The 18,799-nt window shown below is 58.7% G+C and carries 15 protein-coding genes; 2 read left to right on the top strand and 13 right to left on the bottom strand.

Annotated elements, in window-relative coordinates; all coding sequences use genetic code 11:
• Window positions 1–89: 89 nt before the first annotated feature.
• From AB4O11_RS17880 to ppsA, 8 genes are all read right to left on the bottom strand, one after another.
• A complete protein-coding gene (locus tag AB4O11_RS17880; protein ID WP_034152869.1) occupies window positions 90–1,124 on the bottom strand; it encodes an OmpA family protein in 1,035 nt (344 codons plus the stop codon).
• Window positions 1,125–1,231: 107 nt separating this feature from the next.
• Entirely contained in the window at window positions 1,232–1,822 is a 591-nt protein-coding gene (gene sigX / locus AB4O11_RS17875) for an RNA polymerase sigma factor SigX (protein WP_011333251.1), read from the bottom strand.
• 90 nt (window positions 1,823–1,912) lie between these two features.
• Complete coding sequence (locus AB4O11_RS17870; protein ID WP_007916401.1) at window positions 1,913–2,737, bottom strand: mechanosensitive ion channel family protein; 825 nt, start codon at window positions 2,735–2,737, stop codon at window positions 1,913–1,915.
• Window positions 2,738–2,739: 2 nt separating this feature from the next.
• Window positions 2,740–2,988, bottom strand: a complete 249-nt coding sequence (locus AB4O11_RS17865) for a hypothetical protein (protein ID WP_008076827.1) — start codon at window positions 2,986–2,988, stop codon at window positions 2,740–2,742.
• Between the two features lie 63 nt (window positions 2,989–3,051).
• The gene (locus tag AB4O11_RS17860) at window positions 3,052–4,047 is read right to left on the bottom strand and encodes a zinc transporter ZntB (protein ID WP_093431779.1); all 996 of its coding nucleotides are present in this window, start codon (window positions 4,045–4,047) and stop codon (window positions 3,052–3,054) included.
• 22 nt (window positions 4,048–4,069) lie between these two features.
• On the bottom strand, window positions 4,070–4,561 hold the full coding sequence (rraA, locus tag AB4O11_RS17855; RefSeq protein WP_093431777.1) for a ribonuclease E activity regulator RraA: 492 nt from the start codon (window positions 4,559–4,561) through the stop codon (window positions 4,070–4,072).
• Window positions 4,562–4,785: 224 nt separating this feature from the next.
• Window positions 4,786–5,775: an alpha/beta fold hydrolase gene (locus AB4O11_RS17850; RefSeq protein ID WP_093431775.1), complete on the bottom strand. Its 990-nt coding sequence runs from the start codon at window positions 5,773–5,775 to the stop codon at window positions 4,786–4,788.
• Window positions 5,776–5,872: 97 nt separating this feature from the next.
• Window positions 5,873–8,248 (bottom strand): phosphoenolpyruvate synthase, encoded by a 2,376-nt coding sequence (gene ppsA, locus AB4O11_RS17845; protein ID WP_093431773.1) that lies wholly within the window; start codon window positions 8,246–8,248, stop codon window positions 5,873–5,875.
• Window positions 8,249–8,422: 174 nt separating this feature from the next.
• Here ppsA and ppsR point away from each other — a divergent pair, with 174 nt between their 5' ends.
• On the top strand, window positions 8,423–9,241 hold the full coding sequence (ppsR, locus tag AB4O11_RS17840; protein WP_093431771.1) for a posphoenolpyruvate synthetase regulatory kinase/phosphorylase PpsR: 819 nt from the start codon (window positions 8,423–8,425) through the stop codon (window positions 9,239–9,241).
• Window positions 9,242–9,355: 114 nt separating this feature from the next.
• Here the strand turns inward: ppsR and AB4O11_RS17835 are convergent, their stop codons facing one another.
• The gene (locus AB4O11_RS17835; protein ID WP_460127710.1) at window positions 9,356–10,765 is read right to left on the bottom strand and encodes an aminotransferase-like domain-containing protein; all 1,410 of its coding nucleotides are present in this window, start codon (window positions 10,763–10,765) and stop codon (window positions 9,356–9,358) included.
• Window positions 10,766–10,878: 113 nt separating this feature from the next.
• Here AB4O11_RS17835 and AB4O11_RS17830 point away from each other — a divergent pair, with 113 nt between their 5' ends.
• Window positions 10,879–11,784, top strand: coding sequence for a DMT family transporter (locus AB4O11_RS17830; protein ID WP_460131103.1), 906 nt, complete (start codon window positions 10,879–10,881; stop codon window positions 11,782–11,784).
• Here AB4O11_RS17830 and prpD read toward each other — a convergent pair.
• The 4 genes from prpD to prpC form a co-directional block, all read right to left on the bottom strand.
• Window positions 11,777–13,261, bottom strand: a complete 1,485-nt coding sequence (prpD, locus tag AB4O11_RS17825; RefSeq protein WP_460127707.1) for a 2-methylcitrate dehydratase — start codon at window positions 13,259–13,261, stop codon at window positions 11,777–11,779. The genes AB4O11_RS17830 and prpD overlap by 8 nt on opposite strands.
• 363 nt (window positions 13,262–13,624) lie before the next feature.
• On the bottom strand, window positions 13,625–14,815 hold the full coding sequence (gene prpF / locus AB4O11_RS17820; protein ID WP_460127705.1) for a 2-methylaconitate cis-trans isomerase PrpF: 1,191 nt from the start codon (window positions 14,813–14,815) through the stop codon (window positions 13,625–13,627).
• A gap of 54 nt (window positions 14,816–14,869) precedes the next feature.
• Window positions 14,870–17,464: a Fe/S-dependent 2-methylisocitrate dehydratase AcnD gene (acnD, locus tag AB4O11_RS17815; protein ID WP_460127703.1), complete on the bottom strand. Its 2,595-nt coding sequence runs from the start codon at window positions 17,462–17,464 to the stop codon at window positions 14,870–14,872.
• Window positions 17,465–17,666: 202 nt separating this feature from the next.
• Window positions 17,667–18,794: a bifunctional 2-methylcitrate synthase/citrate synthase gene (gene prpC / locus AB4O11_RS17810; RefSeq protein WP_116255222.1), complete on the bottom strand. Its 1,128-nt coding sequence runs from the start codon at window positions 18,792–18,794 to the stop codon at window positions 17,667–17,669.
• Window positions 18,795–18,799: the final 5 nt, after the last annotated feature.

The following is an 18,799-nucleotide window of genomic DNA, read 5'->3' as shown; positions in this document are numbered from 1 at the left end:
GAAGGCTGCGATTTTTTAAAGCTGCAAAGCCAAATCGCAGGCAAAGAAAAGCCCGGCCTAAGCCGGGCTTTTCTCAGAGCGGCAGCTAATTACTTAGCTTGAGCTTCAACCTGCGCTTCTACGCGACGGTTTACAGCGCGGCCAGCTTCAGTTTTGTTGTCAGCAACTGGGCGGGATTCGCCGTAGCCAACAGACTGAACGCGGGACGATTCAACACCGTACTGGTTGGTCAGAACTTGCTTAACGGCGTTTGCACGACGCTCGGACAGTTTCTGGTTGTAAGCGTCAGGACCGACGGAGTCAGTGTGACCTTCAACAGTAGTGGTGGTGGATGGGTACTGCTTCATGAAGTCAGCCAGGTTTTTGATGTCGCCGTAGCTGTTTGGCTTCACAACCGACTTGTCGAAGTCGAACTTAACGTCCAGCTCAACACGAACAACTTCAGCAACTGCTGGGCAGCCGTCAGCGTCAACAGTTACGTTGGCTGGGGTGTCCGGGCACTTGTCAACGTTGTCGCAAACGCCATCGTTGTCGCTGTCGGAGCAGACTTCAGCTGGTGCTGGAACTGGAGCAGCAGCAGGCTTGGAGCCGCCACCGAAGTTCACACCGATACCGACGCTAGGAGCCCACTCGGTGTCGCCCTGGTCGATGTTGTACTGAGCTTCAACGCCAGCACGGGCGTAGAAGTTGTCGGTGAAGTACAGCTTGGCACCAGCGCCAACGTTGGCGAAGGTGGAGCGGTCACGACCGCCGGAACCGTTCTGACCGATGCTCTGATCGGAGAAACCAGCCGATACGTATGGACGCAGCATGTCGCCTGGGTTGTTGAAGTGGTACAGAGCGTCCAGAGCGGTGTTAGCGCCCTTGATGTTACGACCGTCGTCGGAACGCACGTTGTGCACTTCGTCGTAGCCCAGACGCAGTTCAACGTCGTCGGTCAGGAAGTAACCGATCGAGCCGCCGAACAGGTTGCCGTTGTTCTTGAAGTTACGAGCGCTGTCGAATTGTTCTTTCTTTGCGAAGCCTTCGATTTCAACTGCGCCTTGGCCTTGTGCCAGAGCGCCGAACGAAGTGGCGGCAATCAGAGAACCAATGGCCAAGCCCAAGGTGTTTTTCAGTTTCATCCGTTAAATCCCCATCTGGTGATTGTGAAGCAGTCCCGCAAACCGGGGGACAACTCGGCGGCAAGTCTATCAGAACTTGCCTACACGTAAGAGATATTTGCGCTGAACTAAGTTTCAGCAATGCCTGCAAATTTCTCACGCAATTTATCTAGAGCACGTTTGTAACGCATTTTTGTCGCACTCAAACCCATGTGCATGATGTCTGCGATCTCCTGAAATTCCAGCTCTGCGACAAATCGAAGCACCAGAATTTCACGGTCAATCGGGTTCACATACACCAGCCAGCGATCAAGCCCGCCCTTCTCCTCGGGTTTCGGCGCCTTTTCTTCGGACGCTTCCTCGAGGGGGTCAAGACTCAATGCGTCCATCAAGCGACGCTTTCGCCGTTCCTTCCGATACTGCGTAATACATTCGTTGTACGTGATGCTGTAGAGCCACGTTTTGAACTTCGATTTCCCCTCGAAGTTCTTCAGGCCATACAGCACCTTCAACATGACTTCCTGACAGACATCGTCTGCGTCGCGATCGTTCCCAAGATATCTCGCACAAACGTTAAATAATGTTCGCTGGTAACGCCGCATCAGTTCTTCATAGGCGCGCGTTACGTGAAAAAGCTCGGTATGCGAGCGCGCGACCAACTCCTCATCAGAGAGCTCGCGGGGGTCGTAGCGCGTGGATAGCGTTTGGGCTTTATTCAAAACAAGTCGTGCCGACAGTCAGGTCAATGTCCGCCGCAACCAGCATCAGCTGGCATTTTGCGGCGGCATACATTAGCAGGGTTTGCCGGATTAGCGGCTACTCACATGCTGTTCCAGCAGGATCCGATTGGAAAGAGAGACTAGCTCACCCTCATCGGTCAGCAATGTGGTTTTAACCGTGCCGATCTCCTCGATCTGGCCTTCGACCTCGCCAACACGCACTTGTTGCCCAACCTGATACAACTCACGCACATAGATTCCCGCAAGAATCTGACCGGCAATTTCCCGGCTTCCCAAACCCATGGCCAGCGCAACGGCCAGACCAACGGTAATCAAAACGATGACGATCACATGGTTCAGCAGGTCAGTCTTGACCTCAAGCTGACTGATCGCGACCGAGATGCTGATGATGATCACCAGCCCTTGTGCAATTCGCCCCAGCCCCGAAGCGTAGTCCAGGCCCACACCTTCTGCCGCCCCGCGCACCAGCCCGTTGGCCAGTTGCGCGAGCAAAACACCTACCAGCAATACCAGCGCCGCGCCGAATACTTTCGGCAAATAGAGCGCCAACATATCCAGCGTAGCCGAAACTCGCTCAAGGCCAAGGGATTCTGCTGCAGAAACCAGGAAAATCAGCAGGACGAACCAATAAACGATCTTGCCGATCAGGGTCGAGATCGGAACTTGCAACCCGGCGCGCGACATCAATTTGGTCAGCCCGGTGCCACCCATCAGGCGATCAAGACCGAGCTTGGCGAGCAGTTTGGACAGCAGGGTATCGAGCAGCTTGGCCACGACGAAACCCAACAGCAGCACGACCAGTGCGCCGAACAGGTTCGGGATGAAGTTGGCGACTTTGGTCCACAACGCAGTCATTGCCGTGACGAGGCTCTGAGTCCAGAGATCAAGTTCCATATTCAATCAGCCTTATCAGCAGTGCGAGCGGTAGGTTTACGAAGACGGGAAACCGGCGAGACATGCGCCGATCCATTATTCAGGGCGATCATCAGCGCGGGCAGCCAGCGGCCCAGCAGGCTGAACAGATCACCGGCGCCAACCTGGCGGTTGGCGGTTTTGAGTACGCGGCCCAGGCACGCATCGTCGTCGCGGCTGGACGGCGAAGCGTTGAGCATGTCGCGCAAAGACTGTTCAAACGGATCGTGCATACGCACCTCTCGTGATGTCTGTGAAAGACGCGGGCAGATTTGGTCGGGTCACATGCGCCATCTTCATACCCAGCGCAAACGACGGAATAACCACCACTGACCGAAGGCCAGGGCGAGCACCGTCAAACAGGCAATCAGGAAACCATAAGGGCTGCTGGAGAACGGAATTCCGCCGACGTTTATACCCAGCAAACCGGTGATAAAACTCATCGGCAAAAAGATGCAGGTGATGATCCCGAAGCGGTACATCGTGCGATTCATACGCTCGCTCAAGCGCCGGTCTTCGGCCTCCAGCACAAGCCCCACGCGCTCTCGGGTCAATTCGAGCTCTTCGAGATAGCGGGTCAGACTGTTGTTCAGTTCGTTCCAGTAATCGGCATCGTCATCGACAAACCAAGGCAGTTTTATCCGCGTGAGTTGTCCGAAAATATCCCGCTGCGGTGCAAGAAAACGCTTTAGTCCGGCCGCCCGGCGACGGATGTGCAAAATGGCGCCATGCTCGGGAGTATACCGTTCGTCGGCATCCATCTTTTCTTCTTCCTCATCGGCGATTTCCGAGAGGCAAGTGACCAGATCCTGCACCTTGTTGGTGAGGAACTGCGCCAGATAAAGGATCAGTTCGGAGGAGGTTTTCGGGCCGTTGCCGTCGGCCAATTGCGCCAGCAGCTCATCGGTGGCGCGCAACGGGCGCAAACGCAGGGAAATCACCCGTTGGGCAGAAGCGAAAATCCGCACCGAGACCATGTCTTCCGGCTCGGCGCCCGGGTTGAGATTGACCCCGCGCAGAAACAGCAACAGTTCGGCATCCGGCAGCGGCAACAGGCGCGGCCGGGTGTTCTCTTCCAGCAGCAGATCACAGGTGAATTCATTGAGCCCGCTGGATTTGCGCAGCCAGGTCTGGGTCTGCGGATGGCTGCGATCCCAATGCAGCCACAGGCTTTCATGGGCCTGCAGCTGCAAATCGTCGAGCTCAGTCCGGGCTATCGAACGCGCACCGCCTTTTCCGTCCAGCACCAGGGCATGCACTAGCCCCCACTGCGCGTTTTCTTCCTCGAACATCCGCATCCCTTTGTCGAAAAGCTTATTCAGGCATCTTCAGCGGACTCGGCGAGATGATCACGCCGTTGTTGTCCGCATAAATGTAGTGGCCCGGGTGGAACGTCACACCGGCGAAAGTCACCGGGACGTTGAGGTCGCCAATACCACGTTTTTCAGTTTTCATCGGATGGCTGGCCAGCGCCTGCACGCCCAGATCGGTCTGGGCGATGACGTCAACGTCACGGATGCAGCCGTATATCACCAGCCCTTCCCAACCGTTTTTCGCCGCCTTCTCGGCGATCATGTCGCCCAGCAGCGCACGGCGCAGCGAACCGCCGCCATCGACCACCAGCACCTTGCCGCTGCCCTTGAGTTCAGCCTGTTCCTTGACCAGCGAGTTGTCTTCGAAGCATTTGATGGTCACGATTTCGCCGCCGAACGAATCACGGCCGCCGAAATTGCTGAACATCGGTTCCAGCACCTGTACCAGCTCCGGATAGGCGTCGCACAGATCAGGCGTAAGGTAATGGTTCATCGAAAAACTCCTGTAAAAAGGAAAACGATCAAGGATGCTGCGTTCTGAGGAGACGAGTTTCGGTGGTCGTTGTTTACCTTAGTCCATCCCATGGTCGCTGAACGAACCTGAACAAACCCTGAAACGTAATAGCTAAACCGCCACCAAAAATGACCAGATCCGCACATTGCGTCATATCTTAGCCGCAAGCCAACCCGAACGAAATCCCTTCAAGTCCTTCGCACTCACACGGCAGCGGCCAGATCCGGCTTCTCGCCCAACAATGGCGTGTGCTGATCGTTCAACCAAAGCGCCACCAATGGCCAGACCTCGGTCTGCGCCGCTTTGCTCACCAACATCTCGACATGGCCGAAATTATCGTTGAAGCCCTGCTCGCGCCCCAGATTGATGAACTGCTTGTGCTCGGAGCCGATCTGCTCGAACAATTTGCGACAGGCCCAGGCCGGATCCTGATGATCCCCTGCTGCGGTCACCGCCAGCACTGGCACTTGAACATCGGCCAGCCCCGCCCACCAATCCTTGTCCTTGTCGCCAAAACGACCGAACAAGCCGTACCAGCGCATGCTTTCCAGCGCCAGACCGATCGGCTCATCTTCCGGGCCACGCTTGAGACGCGAACCCGACAATTGCGCAAAACGCTTGAGGATAAAGCGCCCGCTCCACTCCACTGGCGGGATTTTCAGCGGCCAGTAGGTGCGGCTGACCTGGGTGCCAAAAAACGCTGCCGACGCTACCGCCGGCTCGCCCAGGTATTCGCCACCGAGCGCCGCCGCCAGGGTGATGCCGCCCAGCGAATGACCAATCCAGTGCGGCACCTGTCCGCTCTGCTCACGCACGAACGCGGCAATCGCCGGCAGGTCGTAGCGGGCATAGTCGGCCACGCGATTGCGCCGGTATTCCTCGTTGCGCTGCGACAGGCCGTGGCCGCGCATCTCCGGAATCCAAACGTCGAACCCCAGGCGCGTCAGATATGCGCCCAAGCCCAGGCCTTTGGGTGAGAACCAGAAGCGCCGATTGGAAAAACTGCCGTGCAGCAGAATCACCGGCACACCGCGAGGCGTCGAGTCATCGGCCATGCCCAAACGGGTCACAGCGATTTCCACGGACCAGTCGGGACTGTTGCCGGGTTTCAAGCGATACACGTCTTCGCTCAGATCACCACGCCGTTCGGCGCTGATCAGGGCGACAGGAAATAAGTTGCTGCTGCTTTGCATAATGCTCTTGCACAAAAAAGGGCGGCATCTACAGGAGCCCGCCCTACTTGAATCTCAAGGCCCGCCCCTGAGAGGGAACGGGCCGTTCACATATTGATCAGGCCTGCGCCTGGCCTTCGGCGAGGAAGAACCAGGTTTCCAGCACGGAGTCCGGGTTCAGCGACACGCTTTCGATGCCCTGCTCCATCAGCCACTTGGCCAGATCCGGGTGGTCCGAAGGACCCTGACCGCAGATACCGATGTACTTGCCGGCCTTGTTGCATGCCGCAATCGCGTTGGCCAACAGCTTCTTGACCGCCGGATTACGCTCGTCGAACAGGTGCGCGATGATACCGGAATCGCGGTCCAGACCCAGGGTCAGCTGAGTCAGGTCGTTGGAACCGATCGAGAAACCGTCGAAGAATTCGAGGAATTCTTCAGCAAGGATCGCGTTGGATGGCAGTTCGCACATCATGATCACGCGCAGACCGTTCTCGCCGCGCTTCAAGCCGTTCTCGGCGAGCAGATCAACAACCTGGCTGGCTTCGCCCAGAGTACGGACAAACGGCACCATGATTTCGACGTTGGTCAGGCCCATCTCGTTGCGCACACGTTTCAGCGCGCGGCATTCGAGTTCGAAGCAGTCACGGAACGATTCGCTGATGTAACGCGAAGCGCCACGGAAGCCCAGCATCGGGTTTTCTTCTTCCGGCTCGTAGAGCTTGCCGCCGATCAGGTTGGCGTATTCGTTGGACTTGAAGTCCGACAGACGCACGATAACTTTCTTCGGTGCAAACGCAGCCGCGAGGGTGCTGATGCCTTCAACCAGTTTCTCGACATAGAAGCCGACCGGATCGTCGTAACCGGCGATACGCTTATCGACGCTGTCCTTGATTTCCTGCGGCAGACCGTCGTAGTTCAACAGCGCTTTCGGGTGGACGCCGATCATGCGGTTGATGATGAATTCCAGACGGGCCAGGCCCACACCGGCGTTCGGCAGTTGCGCGAAGTCGAAGGCGCGGTCCGGGTTGCCGACGTTCATCATGATTTTGAACGGCAGCTCCGGCATGGCGTCGACGGAGTTCTTCTTGATGTCGAAGCCCAGTTCGCCTTCGAAGATGTAACCGGTGTCGCCCTCGGCGCACGAAACGGTCACGCCCTGGCCATCCTTCAGCAGTTGGGTGGCGTTGCCGCAACCGACCACTGCCGGAATACCCAGCTCACGAGCGATGATCGCCGCGTGGCAAGTACGGCCGCCACGGTTGGTGACGATCGCGCTGGCGCGCTTCATGACCGGTTCCCAGTCCGGGTCGGTCATGTCGGAAACCAGTACGTCGCCCGGCTGGACTTTGTCCATCTCGGACACGTCTTTGATGATGCGAACCTTACCGGCGCCGATGCGCTGGCCAATCGCACGACCTTCAACCAGCACGGTGCCGGTTTCTTTCAGCAGGTAACGCTCCATGACGTTGGCCTGGGTGCGGCTTTTCACGGTTTCCGGACGCGCCTGCACGATGTAGAGCTTGCCGTCGTCACCGTCCTTGGCCCACTCGATGTCCATCGGGCAGCCATAGTGCTTCTCGATGATCATCGCTTGTTTGGCCAGCTCGCTGACTTCAGCGTCGGACAGACAGAAACGCGCGCGATCCGCCTTGTCGACGTCAATGGTCTTGACCGAACGACCGGCCTTGGCCTCGTCGCCATAGATCATCTTGATCGCTTTGCTGCCCAGGTTGCGACGCAGGATCGCCGGACGACCGGCCTCCAGCGTGCCCTTGTGCACGTAGAACTCATCCGGGTTGACCGCGCCTTGTACGACGGTTTCGCCCAGGCCGTAGGCGCCGGTGATAAACACCACGTCACGGAAACCGGATTCGGTGTCGAGGGTGAACATCACGCCGGCAGTGCCGGTTTCCGAACGCACCATGCGCTGCACGCCAGCCGACAGGGCGACCAGTTTGTGGTCGAAGCCCTGGTGCACGCGGTAGGAGATCGCACGGTCGTTGAACAGCGACGCGAACACCTCTTTGGCGGCGCGGATAACGTTTTCCACACCACGGATGTTCAGGAAGGTTTCCTGCTGACCGGCGAACGAGGCGTCCGGCAAGTCTTCGGCGGTGGCGGAAGAACGCACGGCCACGGCCACATCAGGATTGCCGGCCGACAGCGCGGCGAACGCGGTGCGGATTTCGGCATTCAGTTTTTCAGGGAATTCGGCTTCCATGATCCATTGACGGATCTGTGCGCCGGTCTTGGCCAGGGCGTTGACATCATCAACGTCGAGCGCGTCGAGGGCCTTGTGGATCTGGTCGTTGAGGCCGCTCAGTTCGAGGAAATCACGATAGGCCTGGGCCGTCGTGGCGAAGCCGCCGGGGACCGAAACACCGGCGCCTGCCAGGTTACTGATCATCTCGCCCAGGGATGCGTTCTTGCCCCCCACATGCTCAACATCGTGTTTGCCGAGCTTATCGAGGGAAACTACGTACTCTACCAAGGTGATCTCTCCACTAACTGTGTTGGAAAAGCTCAGAAACCGGTGGCCCGGGGGAGCCTTGGCCGGTTGTATGGCCTGGACCTGGAAAATAAGTGAGAATGCGGGCCAGTCGCGGCCGACAAATCGCGCCTATCATATCCAGAAATGCTCATTAGCTTAAGGCCCAAGGTGCAAATGAAACGATCTGCTTTCTTCATCTCCGATGGCACCGGCATCACTGCCGAAACCCTGGGTCAAAGCCTTCTGGCGCAGTTCGAAAACATTACCTTCAGCAAATTCACGCGACCGTACATCGACAGCGTTGAAAAAGCGCGGGCCATGGTACAACAAATCAACAAAGCCGCTGAAACCGACGGCTTTCGCCCGATCATCTTCGACACCATTGTCAATCAGGACATCCGTGAGATTCTCGCAACGTCCAATGGTTTCATGATCGACATTTTCTCGACCTTTCTTGCCCCGCTGGAGCAGGAACTGTCCGAGCACTCTTCCTACACCGTCGGCAAGTCGCATTCGATCGGCCACAACTCCAACTACATGGAACGTATCGAGGCGGTTAACTTTGCCCTCGACAACGACGACGGCGCGCGCACGCACTATTACGACAAAGCCGATTTGATACTAGTGGGCGTGTCGCGATGCGGCAAAACGCCGACGTGTCTGTACATGGCCATGCAGTTCGGCATTCGCGCGGCCAACTATCCGCTGACCGAAGACGACATGGAACGCCTGACCCTGCCGACGGCCCTGCGCGCTCATCAGCACAAGCTGTTCGGCCTGACCATCGACCCGGACCGCCTCACCGCAATCCGCAACGAGCGCAAGCCCAACAGCCGTTATTCGAGCTACGCCCAGTGCGAGTTCGAGGTGCGTGAAGTGGAGAATCTGTTCCGTCGCGAGAACATCCCCAACATCAACTCCACGCATTTTTCGGTGGAAGAAATTTCGGCGAAGATTCTGGTGGAGAAAGGTGTGGAGCGGCGGTTCAAATAGGTCTGTATTGCCTGTTCTGACGCTTTCGCGAGCAGGCTCGCTCCCACAGTTTGATCGCGTTTATCCCGTTGAAATGCGGTCGAATGTGGGAGCGAGCCTGCTCGCGAAGAACGATCACACGGTGTCTGTTAATGCCTTGGCCAGAGCTTCAAAACCTGCCAGCAACAACCGATCATTCCCCACCGCATTACACACACTCACCCGAATAAATTGCGGCACTGCTGCGTGCCCCACCGCAAACGCCTCAGCGATGGCCACCAGATAGTTGTTCTCCTTCAACTCCGCCGCAATCTGCGACGCCCGCCACAGCTCAGGTACCTCTACCCAGAAGTGCGGGCTATAAGGGTGAGTCTTGTAATTCAAACCCTGCAGCACAGGCGCCACCAACGCTTTGCGCCGAGCGATCTCGCTGATCTGCTCGTCCAGTAAACGCTCGGCCATGCCGCTTTCAATCCACAGGCTCGCGACTTCCATCGATAACGGATTGGCCATCCAGCAGGTCGCGCGGATGGCGGCACTCAAACGCCCGATCAAGGCTTGCGGCGCATGCAGATAACCGACGCGCAGCCCCGCCGAAACAGCCTTGCTCAGGCTGCCAATCAACACCGATCGCTCCGGCGCAAAATAGCTGAGCGGCAATGGGCGCTGGCGATCCAGAACGGCATGGGCCTCGTCTTCGATAATCAGCAGATTGTGTTGACGACAGAGATCGGCAATCGCCTCGCGCCGTGGGATGGACATTACAGCGGCCGTAGGATTCTGGATCGTCGGGGTGCAATACAGTGCTGAAACACGATGCTGACGACAAATGTCCTCGAGCGCCGACGGTAAAAGCCCTTCGTCATCCATTGCCGCGCCAATGAGTTTTATTCCGAGCTGGCGTGCGACGCCGATCAATCCCGGGTAGGACAAATGCTCGGTCACAACGGTGTCGCCGGCCTTGAGCAAGCCCATCAACGTGCACAGCAGACCATGCTGGCCACCGTTGACGCACAACACCTGATCGGCATGCGGGACATACGCCGCATGCTGCAACCACACCGCCCCCGCCACACGATGCCGCGCCAACCCGGCTTCAGCGGTGTACCCGGTCAACTGTTGCAGCACCCGAGGATCGCTGGCCAGTTCCTGCAGACTCTGGCTCATGAACGCCGCTTCCTGCGCCGGAATAGGCTGGTTGCGGCTCATGTCGAAGCAGGCTGACGGCTCATCGCTGACATTACGAAAGCCTTTGTCCTGCGGCCGTTCCATCCCGCGCTGACACACATAAGTGCCATCTCCGACGCGGGCGACGACCAACCCCACGCGTTCCAATTCGCCATAGGCACGGCTGATCGTACCGATGGTCACTCCGAGACTGTCGGCCAACAACCGGTGCGGCGGCAGTTTGCTACCGGCATCGATTACGCCTTCGTCGATAGCCTGCGCGACGGCATTCGCCAGGCGTTTGTACTTCACGCCCACGCCATTGGCGAGTCCATCACGGAGGATTGACACCATGGCAATACTTACTTTGACAGTCATTCTCGCCCCGAATAGCGTGCTTAAAAAGGTTCAATCAGAAATAGACCGTTTCCGCGATCAGGTCAATTCCACCGTTCGGAGTACGCCACATGTCGACCGCCGTCAGCACACCGATGCACATCAGCAAACCCTGGCTCGCCGGATTGATCACCAGCACGCTGTTTCTCATCGTCTGTCTGAGTTGGGGCACGACGTGGCTGGGGATCAAGATTGCGGTGGAAAGCGTGCCGCCGCTGACGGCCGCCGGGCTACGTTTTCTGATTGCTTTTCCGCTGTTCCTGAGCTTCGCGCTGTTGCGCAAGGAACCGCTGTTGTTTCCCCGACAAAGCCGCTGGTTCTTTGTGTTCGTCACCCTGTCGTATTTCAGCCTGCCTTACTACCTGCTCAACTACGGTGAGATGCACGTGTCGTCTGGCCTGACTGCATTACTGTTCAGTTGCATGCCGGTGTTTATCCTGTTGTTTTCCGCGCTGTTTCTGCGCGAGAGAATCTACCCGTCACAAATGCTCGGCATCGCCATTGGTTTTGGCAGTCTGTTCATGATTATTCGTAGTCAGGGCCTGCATCTGGATCAAGCGGAATGGCTGGGAGTATTGGCGATTCTCTGTGCGGCAGTGATGCATGCGCTGTGTTACGTAGTGACGAAAAAACACGGCAGCGCGATCAGCGTGATCACCTACAACACGCTGCCAATCGGCATTGCCGGGGCGATGTTATTTATTGTCGGATTGAGCGTTGAGACGCCGGTATTCAGCGATGTCAGCGCGCGCTCGTGGGGCGCCCTGCTGTATCTGGGACTGGTGGCATCAGTGGGCGGATTCATCGTTTACTTTTTGCTGCTTAAACGCTTGAGCCCGATCATCCTGTCGTTCGTGTTTATCATTTTCCCGGTGTTCGCCGTGATCATCGGCGCCTGGTACGAGGGGCAAACCCTGTCCCGGGAGCTGATGATCTATTCGGCGGTTTTGTTGAGCGGGTTTGCGATCACCAAAATGCCTGTGGAAAAGTGGTTCAGATAACGAACATATCCACAAAACGATTGACCGGGGTGGCTTCGAGCTGCGCCGGATCCTTGCACAACGCGAAAATTTCGCCGCTGCGCTGGCCGGTGAAACGTGTAGCCAGATTGGCCTTGAACTTGTCTTCCAGCAATGGAATGCCCTCGACACGGCGGCGACGATGACCGATCGGGTATTCCACGACGACGTTTTCAGTGCTGCTGCCATCCTTGAAAAACACCTGTACGGCGTTGGCAATCGAGCGCTTGTCGGGCTCCAGATATTCACGGGTGAAACGCGGTTCTTCGACGATGACCATTTTCTCGCGCAGCACATCGATGATCGGGTGCGCCTTGTGGAAATCATCTTCGTACTGCTCGGCGACCAGATTGCCAAAGGCCAGCGGCACGGCGGTCATGTACTGGATGCAGTGGTCACGGTCGGCGGCGTTGGCCAGCGGCCCGACTTTGGAAATGATGCGAATCGCCGATTCGTGGGTGGTGATGACGATCCGGTCGATTTCATGCAGACGATTGCGCACTTGCGGGTGCAAGGTCACCGCGGCTTCGCAGGCGGTTTGCGCGTGGAATTCGGCGGGGAAACTGATCTTGAACAGCACGTTTTCCATCACGTAACTACCGAATGGCCGCGAGAAACTGAAGGCGCGTTTATTCTCCGGTTTCAGCGCCAGATCGCTGTTGGTATGGCTGAACAGCACGTCATAAAAGCCCCACTGTTTCGCAGTCAGCACGCCGGGAATACCCATTTCGCCGCGCATGGCGATGTCGGCCAGTCGCACACCACGACTCGTCGCATCCCCCGCCGCCCAGGATTTTCGTGAACCGGCGTTAGGTGCATGACGATAAGTGCGCAGCGCCTGACCATCAGCGAACGCGTGGGACAACGCCGACAGCAATTGCTCGCGATTGGCGCCCATCAGTTTGGCGGTGACAGCGGTTGAAGCGACTTTCACCAGAATGACGTGATCGAGTCCTACACGATTGAAGGAGTTTTCCAGAGCGATCACGCCTTGAATCTCGTGGGCCATGATCATCGCTTCGAGCACATCGCGAATGGTCAGCGGTGCTTCAGCGTTGGCCAGACGCTTCTGCGAAAGATGATCGGCCACAGCGAGAATCCCGCCGAGGTTGTCGGATGGATGACCCCACTCGGCGGCAAGCCAGGTGTCGTTGTAGTCGAGCCAGCGGACGATGCTGCCGATGTCCCACGCGGCCTTGACCGGGTCGAGGCGATAGGAGGTGCCGGGAACGCGTGCGCCGAACGGGACGACGGTGCCTTCGACGATCGGGCCCAGATGCTTGGTGCATTCGGGAAAGCGCAACGCCAGCAGGCCGCAGCCCAGCGTGTCCATCAGGCAGTTGCGGGCGGTGTCGAGGGCTTCGGTGGAGGTGACTTTGAAGGTGAGGACGTAATCGGCGATGTCCTGCAGGACACGGTCGTAGTCGGGGCGGTTGTTCAGGTCGACGTTGGCGCTCATTGCGGTTCTCCTGTGCGGGAATGATGAGTGGGTGCGGTCTTCCTCAGGGCTTGGCTGGGTTGGTCTGGTTGATTGCAGGTCTGGGGTGCCTGCTTGTTTTGGGTTTCTTCAGTGGGTGGCCCCTCACCCTAGCCCTCTCCCGAGGGAGAGGGAACCGATTGGGGGATGCTGTAGAGGTTCACCGACGTGAACGATCTCCACGGAATCCATAATCGATTAGATCGATGAACATCCCAGCCACCTCGGTCGGCCCCCTGAGTCCATAATCGACTCGATCTTTCAGGTCGATGTACAACCCCAGACACCTCGGTCGGCCCCCTCTCCCTTTGGGAGAGGGCTGGGGTGAGGGTATAAGATCTCAAGTTAGAAAGAATCCCCGGGGACGCGGACGTAGCCTTCCATCAGCACCCGAGCACTACGGCTCATGATGGCTTTCTTCACCACCCACTCGCCGTTCTCCAGACTGGCTTCGGCGCCAACGCGCAACGTCCCGGACGGATGCCCAAAACGCACGGCACTACGTTCAACACCACCCGCTGCAAGGTTCACCAATGTCCCGGAAATGGCTGCCGCCGTACCAATCGCCACCGCCGCAGTGCCCATCATCGCGTGGTGCAACTTGCCCATCGACAAGGCGCGCACCAGCAAATCCACATCACCGGCGCCAACCGCTTTGCCACTCGACGCCACGTAATCCGAAGGCTTGGCGACAAACGCGACTTTCGGCGTGTGCTGACGTTTGGCCGCTTCATCGAGATTCGATATCAGACCCATGCGCAACGCGCCATAAGCCCGAATCGTCTCGAACATCTGCAGCGCTTGCGGATCGCTGTTGATCGCGCTCTGCAACTCGGTACCGGTGTAGCCGATGTCTTCAGCATTGACGAAAATCGTCGGGATGCCAGCATTGATCATGGTCGCCTTGAACGTGCCGACACCCGGTACTTCCAGCTCATCGATGAGGTTGCCGGTGGGAAACATCGAACCACCGCCGCCCTCTTCTTCCGCTGCCGGGTCCATGAATTCGACTTGCACTTCGGCCGCCGGAAAGGTCACGCCGTCGAGTTCGAAATCACCGGTTTCCTGCACTTCGCCGTTGGTGATCGGCACATGGGCAATAATCGTTTTACCAATGTTGGCCTGCCACACGCGCACCACCGCAACACCGTTGTGCGGAATGCGGCTGGCGTCGACCAGACCGTTGCTAATGGCGAACGAACCGACCGCTGCCGAGAGGTTGCCGCAATTGCCGCTCCAGTCCACGAACGGCTTGTCGATGGAGACCTGGCCGAACAGGTAATCGACGTCGTGATCGGCCTTGATGCTTTTCGACAGGATCACGGTTTTGCTGGTGCTGGACGTGGCGCCGCCCATGCCATCAATTTGTTTGTCGTACGGGTCGGGGCTGCCGATCACGCGCAGCAGCAAAGCGTCGCGGGTCGGGCCGGGAATCTGTGCCGCTTCGGGCAGATCCTTGAGGCTGAAGAACACGCCTTTGCTGGTGCCGCCGCGCATGTAGGTCGCAGGGATTTTGATTTGTGGTGCGTGAGCCATGGTGCTCCTTAACCACAGACGTGAGACCCAAGCCTCACGCCTGCATCAGTAGATTTAAACGGCAACCGCCGACTCTTCGAGGAAGTCCTGAGCGAAGCGCTGCAACACGCCGCCAGCCTCATAGATCGACACTTCTTCAGCGGTATCCAGACGGCAGGTCACCGGCACGTCAACGCGCTCGCCGTTCTTGCGATGGATCGCCAGCGTCAGGTCCGCGCGCGGTTTGCGCTCGCCGATCACGTCGTAGGTTTCGCTGCCGTCGATGGCCAGGGTGTGACGGTCAGTGCCCGGCTTGAACTCCAGCGGCAACACGCCCATGCCCACCAGGTTGGTGCGGTGAATGCGCTCGAAACCTTCTGCGGCAATCGCCTCGACACCGGCCAGACGCACGCCTTTCGCCGCCCAGTCACGGGACGAACCCTGACCGTAATCGGCGCCGGCAATAATGATCAGCGGCTGCTTGCGCTCCATGTAGGTCTCGATGGCTTCCCACATGCGCATGACCTTGCCTTCCGGCTCGACACGGGCCAGCGAACCCTGCTTGACCTTGCCGTTTTCCACGACCATTTCATTGAACAGTTTCGGGTTGGCAAACGTCGCGCGCTGTGCGGTCAAGTGGTCGCCACGGTGGGTGGCGTAAGAGTTGAAGTCCTCTTCCGGCAAGCCCATTTTCGCCAGGTATTCGCCGGCGGCGCTGTCGAGCATGATCGCGTTGGATGGCGACAGGTGATCGGTGGTGATGTTGTCCGGCAGCACGGCCAGCGGGCGCATACCCTTAAGCGGACGTGCGCCGGCCAGCGCGCCTTCCCAGTACGGTGGACGGCGAATGTAGGTGCTCATTTCGCGCCAGTCGTACAGCGGCGTGACTTTCGGGCCGGTGTCTTCGTGGACGGCAAACATCGGAATGTAGACCTGACGGAACTGCTCAGGCTTGACCGAACATTTCACCACGGCGTCGATTTCTTCGTCGCTCGGCCAGATGTCCTTCAGGCGGATTTCCTTGCCGTCGACCACGCCCAACACATCCTTTTCGATGTCGAAACGGATGGTCCCGGCGATGGCGTATGCGACCACCAGTGGCGGCGAAGCGAGGAACGCTTGCTTGGCGTACGGGTGAATGCGGCCGTCAAAATTGCGGTTGCCCGAGAGCACGGCGGTGGCATACAGATCACGGTCGATGATCTCTTGCTGGATAACCGGATCGAGCGCGCCGGACATGCCGTTGCAGGTGGTGCAAGCGAAGGCGACAACACCGAAACCGAGCTGTTCCAGCTCAGTGGTCAGCCCCGCTTCGTCGAGGTACAGCGCCACGGTTTTCGAACCCGGCGCCAGCGAGGATTTCACCCACGGCTTGCGGGTCAGGCCAAGCTTGTTGGCGTTGCGCGCCAGCAGTCCGGCGGCAATCACGTTGCGCGGGTTACTGGTGTTGGTGCAACTGGTGATGGCGGCGATGATCACCGCGCCGTCGGGCATTTGCCCGGGCACGTCCTCCCACTGCCCGGAGATGCCTTTGGCCGCCAGATCCGCCACCGCAACGTGCGCGTGCGGGTTGCTCGGGCCGGCCATGTTGCGCACTACCGAGGACAGATCGAAAGTCAGGCCGCGCTCGTATTGCGCTCCTTTCAGGCTATCGGACCACAGGCCGGTGAGCTTGGCGTACTGCTCTACGAGCTGCACTTGCTGGTCTTCACGACCGGTCAGTTTCAGGTAATCGATAGTCTGTTGGTCAATGTAGAACATCGCTGCAGTGGCGCCGTATTCCGGGGCCATGTTGGAGATGGTCGCGCGGTCGCCGAGGGTCAGCGCCGCCGCACCTTCGCCGAAGAACTCCAGCCAGGCGCCGACGACTTTCTGTTTGCGCAGGTATTCGGTCAGCGCCAGCACCATGTCAGTGGCGGTGATGCCCGGTTGCAGCTTGCCGGTCAGTTCGACGCCGACGCTTTCCGGCAGGCGCATCCACGACGCGCGGCCGAGCATTACGCTCTCGGCTTCGAGGCCGCCGACGCCGATGGCGATTACACCCAACGCATCGACGTGCGGGGTGTGGCTGTCGGTGCCGACGCAAGTGTCGGGGAACGCCACGCCTTCACGCACCTGAATCACCGGGGACATTTTCTCCAGGTTGATCTGATGCATGATGCCGTTGCCCGGCGGGATCACATCAACGTTCTTGAAGGCTTTTTTGGTCCAGTTGATGAAGTGGAAACGGTCTTCGTTGCGACGGTCTTCGATGGCGCGGTTTTTCTCGAACGCCTGCTTGTCGAAACCGCCCGCTTCTACCGCCAGCGAGTGGTCGACGATCAATTGCGTCGGCACCACCGGGTTGACCTGCGCTGGGTCGCCGCCCTGCAACGCAATCGCGTCGCGCAGGCCGGCGAGGTCGACCAGTGCGGTCTGGCCGAGAATATCGTGGCAGACCACACGCGCCGGGAACCACGGGAAATCGAGGTCGCGTTTACGTTCGATCAGTTGCTTGAGGGAATCGGTGAGCGTGGCCGGGTCGCAGCGACGCACGAGGTTTTCCGCCAGCACGCGGGAGGTGTACGGCAAAGTGTCGTAACTGCCGGGCTGAATCGCCTCGACCGCCGCGCGGGCGTCGAAATAATCCAGAGGGCTGCCGGGCAGGGTTTTACGGAATTCTGTGTTCATCGGGTCAGGACTCGGGTCACGGTGGTTGCAAAGGGTGGGCTGACGCCAGACTCAAGATTCACACCGTCCCTTGTAGGAGTGAGCCTGCTCGCGATAGCGGTAGATCAGTCGACATCGATGGTGAATGTCAGTCCGTCATCGCGAGCAGGCTCACTCCTACAGGGTTTAGCGGTGATCTTGCGCTTCGGGTCAGCTCACCATTTCAGCGACGTTCGATTGGCACGAACTTGCGCTGTTCAACGCCGATATATTCGGCGCTTGGACGGATGATGCGGTTGTTGGCGCGCTGCTCGAACACGTGCGCGGCCCAGCCGGTCAGGCGCGAGCAGACGAAGATCGGCGTGAACAGCTTGGTCGGAATGCCCATGAAGTGGTACGCCGAGGCATGGTAAAAATCGGCGTTGGGGAACAGTTTTTTCTGCTCCCACATGGTCTTGTCGATGGCTTCGGAAACCGCGAACAACACCTTGTCGCCGACCTCGTCCGCGAGTTTTTTCGACCAGCCCTTGATCACCTCGTTGCGCGGATCGCTGTCCTTATAGATCGCGTGGCCGAAGCCCATGATCTTGTCCTTGCGCTCGAGCATGCCGAGGGTGCCTTTGATCGCCTCTTCCGGCGACGAGAAGCGCTCGATCATTTCCATCGCCGCTTCGTTGGCGCCGCCGTGCAACGGGCCACGCAGCGAACCGATGGCGGCGGTCACGCAGGAATAAAGATCAGACAGGGTCGACGCACAAACGCGCGCGGTGAAGGTCGAGGCGTTGAATTCGTGTTCGGCGTAGAGGATCAGCGAAACGTTCATCACTTTGACGTGCAGTTCGCTTGGCTTCTTGTCGTGCAGCAGGTGCAGGAAGTGACCGCCGATAGTCGGCTCGTCACTGACGCAGTTGATGCGTTTGCCGTCGTGGCTGAAGCGATACCAGTAGCACATGATCGCCGGGAACGCGGCCAGCAAGCGGTCAGTCTTGTCGCGCTGCTCGGAGAAGTCTTGCTCCGGCTCGAGGTTGCCAAGGAACGAGCAACCGGTGCGCATCACGTCCATCGGGTGGGCGTCGGCGGGGATGCGTTCGAGCACTTCTTTCAGCGCTTGCGGCAGGTCGCGCAGCTTGCTGAGTTTGCCTTGGTATTCGTCGAGTTGCGCCTGGGTTGGCAGCTCGCCGTAGAGCAGCAGGTAGGCGACTTCTTCAAATTGTGCATCGGCAGCGAGTTCGCGCACGTCGTAGCCGCGATAGGTCAGCCCGGCACCGGCCTGGCCCACGGTGGACAGTGCGGTTTGCCCGGCAACCTGGCCACGGAGCCCGGCACCACTGAGTACTTTTGCTTCGGCCATTGTGT

This window comes from Pseudomonas sp. H1_D05 (genome assembly GCF_054682705.1).
The sequence above is the reverse complement of the archived record's forward strand: the minus strand, read 5'-3'. Positions and strand labels throughout refer to the sequence as shown.

Bases quoted from the DNA above. Each gene is read 5' to 3' on its own strand.
- prpF (WP_460127705.1), bottom strand. From the start codon at position 14,815: ATGGCTCACGCACCACAAATCAAAATCCCTGCGACCTACATGCGCGGC.
- acnD (WP_460127703.1), bottom strand. From the start codon at position 17,464: ATGAACACAGAATTCCGTAAAACCCTGCCCGGCAGCCCTCTGGATTAT.
- AB4O11_RS17850 (WP_093431775.1), bottom strand. From the start codon at position 5,775: ATGCAAAGCAGCAGCAACTTATTTCCTGTCGCCCTGATCAGCGCCGAA.
- AB4O11_RS17870 (WP_007916401.1), bottom strand. From the start codon at position 2,737: ATGGAACTTGATCTCTGGACTCAGAGCCTCGTCACGGCAATGACTGCG.
- AB4O11_RS17860 (WP_093431779.1), bottom strand. From the start codon at position 4,047: ATGTTCGAGGAAGAAAACGCGCAGTGGGGGCTAGTGCATGCCCTGGTG.
- prpC (WP_116255222.1), bottom strand. From the start codon at position 18,794: ATGGCCGAAGCAAAAGTACTCAGTGGTGCCGGGCTCCGTGGCCAGGTT.
- AB4O11_RS17835 (WP_460127710.1), bottom strand. From the start codon at position 10,765: ATGACTGTCAAAGTAAGTATTGCCATGGTGTCAATCCTCCGTGATGGA.
- prpD (WP_460127707.1), bottom strand. From the start codon at position 13,261: ATGAGCGCCAACGTCGACCTGAACAACCGCCCCGACTACGACCGTGTC.
- AB4O11_RS17880 (WP_034152869.1), bottom strand. From the start codon at position 1,124: ATGAAACTGAAAAACACCTTGGGCTTGGCCATTGGTTCTCTGATTGCC.
- ppsR (WP_093431771.1), top strand. From the start codon at position 8,423: ATGAAACGATCTGCTTTCTTCATCTCCGATGGCACCGGCATCACTGCC.
- AB4O11_RS17865 (WP_008076827.1), bottom strand. From the start codon at position 2,988: ATGCACGATCCGTTTGAACAGTCTTTGCGCGACATGCTCAACGCTTCG.
- AB4O11_RS17830 (WP_460131103.1), top strand. From the start codon at position 10,879: ATGCACATCAGCAAACCCTGGCTCGCCGGATTGATCACCAGCACGCTG.
- rraA (WP_093431777.1), bottom strand. From the start codon at position 4,561: ATGAACCATTACCTTACGCCTGATCTGTGCGACGCCTATCCGGAGCTG.